The organism is Kitasatospora sp. NPDC054768 (assembly GCF_053612025.1).
Map to the genome: position 1 here is coordinate 1 of NZ_JBSHBN010000239.1, position 9928 is coordinate 9928.

Sequence of the window (9928 nt, forward strand, 5' to 3'; positions counted from 1 at the left end):
CCCCTTGAGTTCCAGGGGCCGGGGCGGGGTTCCGTCGGGTGCCGGTCCGGTCGAACGGCACGCCAGGACTCGCCTCAGCGCGTGACCACCCAGGACAGGCTCGCGGTCAGCTTCGCGCGCAGCGCCGGGTCCGCGACGGCCGGGGTCGGGTCGGTGGCGACGGCGGTGAGGGTGTGCGGCCGGGAGCGCGGCCCGGTCAGCTTGAGCTCGGCCAGGTCCAGCGCGGTGCGGCCGCTCAGCCGGGGCAGCTCGCGCCCGTCCAGGTACCAGCGGAGCCGGGTCGCGGGCACCGGCAGGTCGACGGTGAGGCGGTCCGCGGGGGTGAGCCGGCTGCCGCCGGGGGTGGGGCTGGTGAGCGGGGTGGCGTGGCGGTAGAAGCCCGCGATCATCGCCTCACGCCCGGGCAGGTTGAACTCGCGTCCGAGCGAGCGCATGATCGAGTTCTCGGTCGGGCGGTAGAGCCCGGTGGGGTAGTAGCCGCCGCCCTCGTACGTGCCGACCGTGCCGCCGTCCGGCGAGGTCTGCCCCAGCCAGCGTGACCACTTGGTGCCCTGACCACGCATCCGGTCGGCGGTCAGGGTGCTGATGTTGGCCTCGGCGGGTTCGTCGCCCTGGTACGTCCCCTGGCCGTCGTAGGCGTACTCGTCGGCCAGCTTGCCCAGCGAGTGCCCGGTCTCGTGCACCGCGATCTGCCCGGACTTCGCGTTGCCGCCCGCCACGGTGGCGATGCCCTCGTAGCCGACCGAGGACTTGACGTCGTTGTAGCCGGCGCCGCCGTACTTGGCGGTGTTGGCCACCACGAGCACCAGGTCCGCCTGCGGGGCCTTCGCCGCGTACGACTCGACGGCCTTCTCGTCCACGCAGAGCAGCCGCTCCACGCCGTCGCACCAGAAGTACGAGCCCAGCGCGGTGTGCCGCACCGTCGCCCGGTCCGGGTCCCCGGTCACGCCCGACTCGGGGGAAACGGCGTTCACCGCCCAGACGTTGAACAGTGAGCGGTAGGTGGCGTAGGGCTCGACGGAGGTCATCTCGCGCCACTTCTGGTCCGCGTCCGCACGGAACTTGTCCTGCTCCTGCGCCGTGTACCCGTCGCCGATCACCACCACGTCCAGCTTGGTGGCCGGTTCGCCGTTGTGGACCAGTGCCGTGACCTCGCCGTCCCCCTGTACGGGCGCCACGCCCTGGGGGTGGCCGGCGAGGTAGGGGGAGGCGGCCGGGGCCTGGGCGCGGGAGATGCCGCCGTCCTCGGCGAACACCTCCACCTGACGGGTCGGCGGGGTGCCGTCCGCGGGGCGGCTCCAGGCCGGTGCGGCCCCCAGCACCGTCCCGGCGAGTACGGTGGCGAGCAGGGCGGTGGTGGTCCTGACGGTGGTGCGGTGCACGGGTGTCCTTCCGGAGGTGCGGTCTGTGGCCTGCCCCCTTCCCATGTCGATAACCTGACAATCATTTGTCAGTGCGGGCGGTCGGCCGAGCGATGGAGGTGCTCGCCTCCGTCCGCGTCGGTGAACTCGACCTCGAAGGACAGGCCGGTCTCCGCCAGCGCCGCGAGAAGGACGTCGATCCGGTCGGGGTCCACGAACCCGGTGAACGTCACGGGCTCCAGCGGCAGGAGCTCCAGCTCGGCGAACGCGTTCTCCACAGGGACGCGGGGGACGGGTCCGCGCGGAGGACGTCACCGCCGCTGGGGGCCGCCCGCCTTCGGGCTCGTGCACAGCGCGTCGTCGACCAGCCTGTTCTCCGCCTCCGCCACCCGCAGGACGTCCCCGTCGGTGGCGGCCTGGACGCCCGACAGCGAGACCGTGACGCTGCGCCGGCCGTCGGCGGTGACGCCGGTGGTGCTGATCCACCCGGCGTCACCGCCCTCGTGGCCCCAGTACTCCCCGCCGCAGGACAGCCGACGCGAGAAGATCCCCAGCCCGGCCCGGGCACCCGGCATGAACCGCTCGAACTTCTCGCCGACCTCGACGGTCCGGGTCATCTCCGCCAGCTGCGCCGGTGCCAGGAGCCGGCCGCCGAGCAGGGCGCCGAAGAACCGGTCGAGGTCGGCGGTGGTGGAGAGGAGCCCGGCCTCGCCGTTGGTGCCCGAGCCGATCTGCTCGGTGACGTCCACGAACGGCTCGCCGGCCGCGAACCTCTGGTAGGTCTCGGCGTGCGGCCGGGGCAGGGTGGGGGACGTACCCGGGTGGAAGGTGTGATCGAGGCCGAGCGGCCGGACGATCCGGTCCCTGACCTCCTCGTGCCAGGGATGCCCGGTGACCCGCTCGATGATCATCCCGAGCAGGACGTAACCGGTGTTGCTGTAGTTCCAGCCCGTGTCGGGATCGAAGTCGGGGCCGTGGGCCATCGCCCGGGCGACGATCTGTTCGGGTGTGTACGCGTCCAACCGGTGCTGCCGGAAGTCCTCCGCCGAGGTGTAGTCCGGGTAGTCGTCGTGGATGCCGCTGGTGTGCTGGAGCAGCTGGCGGACAGTGATCGCGCGACCGTCGTTGCCGTTTCCGGACACCACGCCGGGCAGCCACCGATCGACCGGGTCGTCCAGGGAGAGCCTGTTCTCTCCGGCGAGCTGCAGGGTCACGGTGGCCACGAACGTCTTGGTGATGCTGGCGATCCTGAAGGAGCCGTTCCGGGGGACCGGCTGGTGTCCGGTCAGATCGGCGACGCCGCCGGCGGCGGTCAGGTTCCGGCCGTCGGAGGTGACCACGCGGGCCTGCACTCCGGTGGCGCCGACCGCGGTGAGCGCGTCGGCGTCGCGCTGGAGCCGGATCCGGAGCCGGTCGTCGTGCTGCGGGGCGGCCGGCGCCGCGGGCGCGCCGGTGGAAAGGGTCACGGCCGCGACGGCGGCCAGCGTGACGTTCCGTCGGACGGATCGGTGGTGTCGTCGCGGGGCACGCATCGGTGAAGTCGTCATGGGCGTTGACGCTAGGTCCGGGAGGGGAGGCCGGACGATACCGCCCACCCGTCACAAAAGAGGGTAGTGGGCTGTAATGCCCGGCCCGGCCCTCATGGTCCAGACTGGTGCGGATGAAGCACCATGGGGCCGGTCGGCTTTCGGAGATGTGGCGCGGTCTGGGCTACCTGTTGGGGAGCCTGTTCACCGCTGCGGTCGCCGTGCTGGCGCTGCCCGTACTCGCCGTCCCGGTCACGGCCCGCTCCTGGGCGTCCTGGCACCGCCGCCGCGCCGACCGGCTGCTGGGCTCTCCGCGCTCCGGCCCGGTCCGGGTCGGCCCGTGGCGACTCCTCGGCTGGCTCTGCGCCTGCACCGTGACCGCCCTGGCGTTCGGCCTCGTCCTGGTGCTGTGCGCGGGCAACGCGGTGACCACGGCCGTCACGGTGCCCCTGTGGTGGGCGCTGCCCGCCGGCACCCGCGCGGGCGGGTTCGCCGCCGGTGTCCCCCTGACCGGGTGGGGCACGGCGCTGACCCTGGGGACCGCACAAGCCGTCGCCTTCGCGGCCCTGACCTACTGGCTGGCTCCCCGGCTGGCCCGCCTGCACGCCCGGACCTGCGTCGCGCTGCTGTCCCCCTCGACCGCCGCACGGCTGGCACAGCGGGTGGAGACACTGACCGAGACGCGGGTGCACGCCATGAACGCGCACGGCGCGGAACTCCGCCGGATCGAACGCGACCTGCACGACGGCACCCAGGCCCGGCTGGTGGCCATCGCGATGCGGCTGGGCGTGGCCCGTGAGCTGCTGAGCGAAGACCCCCGGCTGGTGGCCGGGCTCCTGGAGGAGGCGCACGAGAACACCGAGGAGGCCATGACGGAGCTGAGGGCGGTGATCCGGACGATCTACCCGCCGATCCTCGCCGACCGCGGCCTCGCCGGGGCGCTGACCTCGCTGGCGTCCCGATCGGCGATCGACACCACCCTCGACATCGGCTCCGGTGGCTCCGGCGACCTCGACACCGTCCCCGCCGCGGTCGAGGCCGTCGCCTACTTCACGATCGCCGAGGCGCTCACCAACGCCGCCAAGCACAGCCGGGCCACCCGGACCGCCGTCCGCGTCGCACGCGACGGCGACCGGCTGGCGATCGAGGTCACCGACGACGGCGTCGGCGGCGCCGACGAGACGCTGGGCACCGGCATCACCGGAATCCGCCACCGCGTCCTGGCGCTCGACGGCACCGTCCACCTCCACAGCCCCGGCGGCGGCCCGACCACGATCACCGTGAGCCTGCCGTGCGCGTCGTGATCGCCGAGGACAACGTCCTGCTGGCCAACGGGCTGGAACTCCTGCTGACCGCCAAGGGCTTCGAGGTCGCCGCGATCACCCCGGACGCCCCCGGCTTCGTCGCCGCCGTCACCGAACACCGCCCGGACGTCGCCATCGTCGACGTACGGCTGCCGCCCGGCTTCCGCGACGAAGGCATCCACGCCGCGATCCGCGCCCGCCGCCTGCACCCCGGCCTGCCCGTGCTCGTCCTCTCCCAGTACGTCGAGCAGCAGTACGCCGGCGAGCTGATCTCCGACGGCCGCGGCGGAGTCGGCTACCTCCTCAAGGACCGGGTGAGCCGGGTGAGCGAGTTCACCGACGCACTGCGGCGGGTCGCCGCCGGCGGCACCGTCATGGACCCCGAGGTGATCGGCCAGCTCCTCACCCGGCCCACCCGCGACCCGATCGCCGCCCTCACGCCGCGCGAACGCGAAGTCCTCGCCCTGATGGCCGAAGGAAAGGACAACACCACCATCGCCACCCGGCTCGTCATCACCGACAACGCCGTCCACAAGCACATCGGCCACATCTTCGCCAAGCTCGGCCTCTCGCCGGCCGACAGCGGCCACCGCCGCGTCCTCGCCGTCCTCACCTACCTCAGCCGCCGCTGAGGAGCCCGCACGCCCGGCCGGTCGGCCCGCACGCCGTCCCGCCCGCCGCCCCGCCCGTCGGCCCGGTGGATCGCCCATCCGGAACGCCCACGCGGAACGCCCGGCCGGGAAGCCGGCCGAGCGCTCCGCTCAGGTGTGTGGGTCGGGGTCAGAACTGGGTGCTGACCGTGACGCCGCTGAAGTCGGTGACGGCGTACAGGCTGAGGTAGCGGTAGCCGGCGGTGGGGTTGGTGACGGTGAGGGACTGGGTGGTGCCGGTGCCGGTGGAGGAGGCGGTGAAGGCCTTCGGCGAGGCCCAGGTGTCCGCGTTGTAGTAGAGGTGCGCGGTGCCGGTGCCGCCGGAGGTGGTGACCTTCAGCGTGGTCGTTCCGGCCGGCAGGTAGACGTACAGGTAGTCGAGGTTGCCGGCGGTCGCGGCGCGGCCGCCGCGGGAGCAGTTCCGGCCCATCGCGTCGGCGCGCTGCTCGGTGCAGGCCGGCAGGACGACCGGGGCGGCGGTCACGGTGACGGTGGCCGGGGTGGTGGAGATCCGGCCGGTGTCGTCGGTGGTGGTCAGGGCGACGGTGTAGCTGCCGGCCGCCGCGTAGGTGTGGCTCGGGTTGCGCTCGTCCGAGGAGGTGCCGTCGCCGAAGGTCCAGTGCCAGGCGGTGATCCGGCCGGAGCCGGTCTGCACCGACCGGTCGTTCACGCTGACGGTCGCGCCGTTCACCGAGGTGTCGAACAGGGAGGTCGGGCCGGGGTTGTAGCAGGCGCCGCCGGCACAGGCGTCGAGCCAGGCGTCGAAGTCGGCGTCGTAGGAGGTGCCGAGGCTGTTGTAGACCGCGTAGCCGCCGCGGTAGTCACCGACGCGGAACCGGGCCAGCATGGCCTGGACGTCGGCCGGGTGCTTCTCCACCATGTACCGGGTGGCCAGGTAGCCCCACGGGTAGACGCGGGTCGAGTCCGAGTTGCCGGGGGTGCTCTGGAAGAGGGTGCTGAGCTTGTAGGTGTGCTTCGCGGCCTGGGCCATCGCGTCGGTGTCGGTGGCGCCGCGGTAGCTGTGCGAGACGTACTCGGCGAGGCCCTCGACCCACCAGATGTCCGGGACGGACATCTGGGTGGGGTAGTTGCCCTTCAGGTCGTAAATGCTGTCGAGGTAGTGGGTGTACTCGTGGTTGAGGTTCCACACCCGGGCCGGGTCGTTGTTGTTCCAGGTCTTCTGGTACATCACGGTCGCGGCCAGCTTGTTCGGGTCGGTCGCGTCCATGACGGTCTGGCCGCCGTTGTCGGTGTCGTTGCCGAAGATCGCCCACGAGTAGGTGGTGTAGTCGGTCTTGTTGGCGAAGATCCCGAAGGTGACGTTCCTGGCGTACTGGTTCGGGATCGGCCCGTTGTCCTTGACCACGCCGTGGAAGAAGGCGTCCTGGTTGCGCAGGCTGGCGCAGACGGTGGCCAGTTCCTCGGCCGACAGCGCCTGGGCCTGGATGGCCCGGTTGTCGCAGACCAGCTGGTGCGGCAGGACCACCGAGGTGAGCTTGGCGGGCAGGTTGCAGATGTCGTAGTACGAGCACTGGCCGCTGTTGTAGTACGCGGCCTGGACGGCCGTGTGCACGTACAGCGGCGCCGCCGGCGTCAGCAGCGGCGCGGCGTCCAGCACCTTCCTGACCAGCGGCTTGACCAGGGCCTCGACGGCGGGGCCGCTCCCGGCCATCCGGGCCAGGTCGTTGCCCGCGTTGGTGTCGAGGACCTCGTTGGGCCCGCCGATCAGGTCCTTGTGGTTGATCGCGAAGTCGGCGAGGGAGACGGCGAGGCTCGGGTCGGCGGCGACCGCCTTGACGAAGTCCTGGTTCGAGTTGCCCCGCCAGAGCGGGTACTGCAGCACGGAGTTGACCGCGCCGACCATCTTCGGGACCGCGTTGTAGGAGTTGTTGTAGTCGTCCAGTATCCGCTTGTAGACGCCCAGGTAGCCGGCCTGGACGTTGGCGCTGTCGGTGAGCCACACGACGTCCCTGAGCACGATGCCGTTGCCCTCGGTGACGTCGTGCCAGCGGGCCCCGGCGAAGAACGCGTCCAGGGCGGCCCTGACAGCGGTGGTGAGCTCGCCGGTGTACGGGCCGGCCGCGTCGGGGTAGTAGAACTGGATGTAGTAGCCCACCTGCAGGTAGAGCGCCAGCTGCTGGATGCCGGTCGAGTTGTCGCCGGTGTAGCCGGCCGCCAGGTCCTTGAACGCGGCCGCGACGGACAGCATCCGGGACTGCCGGAAGATGCTCGGGTCGGCGCCACCGCTGCTGTACAGCCCCCGGATGCACTCCGGGGTCGAGCTCTTGATGAACGCGACCAGGTCGGCCCCGGTGCGGGCGGCGAAGTCGGCCGGGGTGCAGGCCTGCGCGGCGGCAGCGGCCGCGTCCGCGCCGGAAATGGCCTGCGGGGCAGGGGACTTGGGGCCGACGGGGGCGGCCGTCGCGGCCGCGGCGGCCGTTGTGGCCGGCCCGCCCATGAGTCGCTCGCCGATCAGCGCCGGGGGCAGCGGGGCCGCGGGCGCGGCGGGCTCCTCGGAGCCCGCCGTCGCGCCGGCGATGGGCGCGGTGGGTGCGGCGGGTGCGTTCGGGTCGGTCGTGGTCGGGGCGGCCGCGGTCAGGGCCGGGGTGGCGGTGACGGCGGCGGGAGCCGCGAAGGCCTGGGCCGGCAGCACGGCGGTGGCCGTGGCACAACAGGCGACGACGCCGGCCGCGAGCGTGGAGAGTCTTGTGCGCAGGAGCACGCCGAGTCCTTCTTCGAGTGGGGGCAGCCCGACGTGGGGTCGGACTGAGTGAAGGAGATGAGGAGATTGGCGTGGATCCTGTCACTGACCGGCCATCAGAACAATGTCACAGTTTATATGGCACACAATTTTCAGCCACCTCGCGCCCACCCCGCCCCGATATGTGGCTGACCTGCGACGGTTGGGGGCCCGGGGCGGCGCGGCGCACGGGCGCCGGAGGCCCGTCGGGTCACGAGTCGGGAGATTTGCCCGAGGCCGCACGGGCCGGCGGGCCACCCGGAGTGGCCGATCTCCGCCCCCGCCCGTAAGCGCGGACCGGGGCCAGGGGGCCGTCCACGATCCACCGCCGCCGCCGCCGGGCCGCGGGCCGTGATCACCACGGCCACGGCCGTGACCGGCCCACCTCGGTGCGGGGCGGGTCGCAGGTCCCTCCACCCCCACTCCGCCCGCTCGGCCGGGCGGCGACACCACCAGAACTCCGTGCGCCACAGCCTGCCGAGCCCGGCGCGAGCCGGTCCCGGCAGTCTCTCCTCCAGCACGTCACGTGCGTGCCTGACGTCCTCGAAGGAACACCCCGGGCGCGAGCAGGACCCGTGAGGGCAGCAACGGGACGACCCCGTCGGCGACAGGTGAAAACGGTCCGGGCACGGATTCTGTGAAGTCGATCGTGCCTCCGTGCGCTGGGTGACGCCCCGTCATGGCCGGGTGGATGCTGGCCGCGCGTGAGGAGCCCCTTCTTCTGTTTCCGTATCTCGCAGGGGCGCGGGTCGAGTGCGTGGATGGGCGGTCTCGTCCTCTTCCGCGACAACCGCGCCGGAACCGTGGCCCAGCCGGAGTCGCAGACGATGACCACGGGGGTCACCCGGGAGGCGGGCTCCTCCTTCAGCGCGGCCACGGACATCACCGTGGGCGCGTCGGTCGGTGTGGAGGCGTCCGCCAAACCGTTCGGCATGGGCGCCGGTGTCACTACCACCGCCTCCGTCTCCGCCTCCATCGAACTGGCTACGAAACCCGCCGCAACGGGTCGACCATGGCCGAGGAGAGCAAGGAGCGAGGGCTCATCATTCCGCCGCGCAGCACCGACTGCCTGTGGATGGAGCACCACGAACTCACGCCCGTCCGCGCCGACGGCAACACCCTCAGCACCCAGTCGACCCTCGGGTTCCGTACGGACTACTACGTGACCGGCGAGTTCCCCGGCGGATCGGGCGTCATCCCCTTCACCAGCGACGCCTCCGGCGAGCGCACCCCGCTGCCTGCCACGCACCTGCTTCCCGACCGTCCCCGGGCGCACACCGACACGCCACCGCCGGACACCACACGGCAGCCAACGGTGAACCGGCCGAAGCGCAGTAGACAAGACCGTCCCACCAGAACGAGGACATCCGGTCGACGGCGTGCCCCTCCCGCAGGTGGCACGCCGGTTCTTCGTCATCACAGGGCGCCGCCGACCTGTTCGATCCCATCGCGGAACGCCTCACGCCGCTCTGTCCGCAGTGGTTCCACGGGCGTCACTCCCGCAGCAGCACGAGCACCTCGCCGCCCGAACCCGCCTCTCACCGTCCGCCACGAAAGCGACCGTGCTGGTCGCAGCCATCAATGAGTAGCTGTGACCAGTACTTTCGAAACAGCCGGTAGTCGCGCTCGATCCGCCGGCGGATCTTGGCGAGGCGGACCAGTTCCTCGGACGGGGTGGCGGGGGCAGGTTGGAGACCCAGTAGTGGGTGGGCTCGGCCAGGTGGGCTGGCCGCTGGGCAAGCAGCCAGCACATGGGCAGGGTGCCGTCCGCTTCGAGGCATGGGCGGGCGTCCGTCCAGGCGGACCCGCAGGACGATGAATTCGGCGGTCAGGCGGTCAGGCGGTCACGTGAGTCGTGCCGCAGGTGATGGTGCTGCGGCGGCCGGACGTGAGCACTGGGCTCAGACCGGAACCGGCATCTGGGACTTCAAAAACTGTTAGACGATGTGTTCGTCCATGGCCGCTCTTCCCGTTCGTTTTGGCCGCGTCGGCAGCAGCCCGTCCCGCCGTGGGCAGCAGTTCGCCGCCACGGCTGATGACGCCGCTGAACCGGCCACCTGAACCGGCATCCACTGGCAGTACCTCTGAATGACACCGCCCTGGACGGATATTCGCCCCCCAGTACTGCTCATGGCAATCCCAGCGACCACACCAACAATGCGACGCTGCAGATCTCAGGCGCCGATCGGTCCTTGTGTTTGGTGGGTGTGGTGGGGGGTGGTGAGTTGTTGGTTCTGTTTTTTGTTGTGGTGTGTGGTGTGTGGTGTGTGGTGTGTTTTGGGGTTAGGGGAAGATGTTGTGGCCGGGGGTGAGGGTGTGGGTGGGGTCGTAGGTGTTTTTGGCGTTG

Annotated in this window: 6 protein-coding genes; 2 read left to right on the plus strand and 4 right to left on the minus strand. The window is 71.5% G+C overall.

The window, feature by feature from the left end:
- Nucleotides 1-74: 74 nt before the first annotated feature.
- The 3 genes from ACWGKU_RS38645 to ACWGKU_RS38655 form a co-directional block, all read right to left on the minus strand.
- On the minus strand, nt 75-1382 hold the full coding sequence (locus tag ACWGKU_RS38645) for a M64 family metallopeptidase (RefSeq protein ID WP_452178947.1): 1308 nt from the start codon (nt 1380-1382) through the stop codon (nt 75-77).
- Nucleotides 1383-1450: 68 nt separating this feature from the next.
- A complete protein-coding gene (locus ACWGKU_RS38650; RefSeq protein ID WP_401055879.1) occupies nt 1451-1639 on the minus strand; it encodes a hypothetical protein in 189 nt (62 codons plus the stop codon).
- Nucleotides 1640-1672: 33 nt separating this feature from the next.
- Complete coding sequence (locus ACWGKU_RS38655; protein ID WP_452178948.1) at nt 1673-2827, minus strand: serine hydrolase domain-containing protein; 1155 nt, start codon at nt 2825-2827, stop codon at nt 1673-1675.
- Nucleotides 2828-3021: 194 nt separating this feature from the next.
- Between ACWGKU_RS38655 and ACWGKU_RS38660 the strand changes: the two genes are divergently transcribed.
- Both ACWGKU_RS38660 and ACWGKU_RS38665 read left to right on the plus strand, forming a co-directional pair.
- Nucleotides 3022-4191 carry a histidine kinase gene (locus ACWGKU_RS38660; RefSeq protein WP_452178949.1) on the plus strand — a complete coding sequence of 390 codons (1170 nt, stop codon included), beginning with the start codon at nt 3022-3024 and terminating at the stop codon, nt 4189-4191.
- Nucleotides 4179-4823: a response regulator transcription factor gene (locus ACWGKU_RS38665; protein ID WP_452178950.1), complete on the plus strand. Its 645-nt coding sequence runs from the start codon at nt 4179-4181 to the stop codon at nt 4821-4823. The genes ACWGKU_RS38660 and ACWGKU_RS38665 overlap by 13 nt, the downstream gene beginning before the upstream one ends.
- Nucleotides 4824-4971: 148 nt before the next feature.
- Here ACWGKU_RS38665 and ACWGKU_RS38670 read toward each other — a convergent pair whose 3' ends face one another.
- Nucleotides 4972-7563 carry a collagenase gene (locus ACWGKU_RS38670; RefSeq protein ID WP_452178951.1) on the minus strand — a complete coding sequence of 864 codons (2592 nt, stop codon included), beginning with the start codon at nt 7561-7563 and terminating at the stop codon, nt 4972-4974.
- Nucleotides 7564-9928: the final 2365 nt, after the last annotated feature.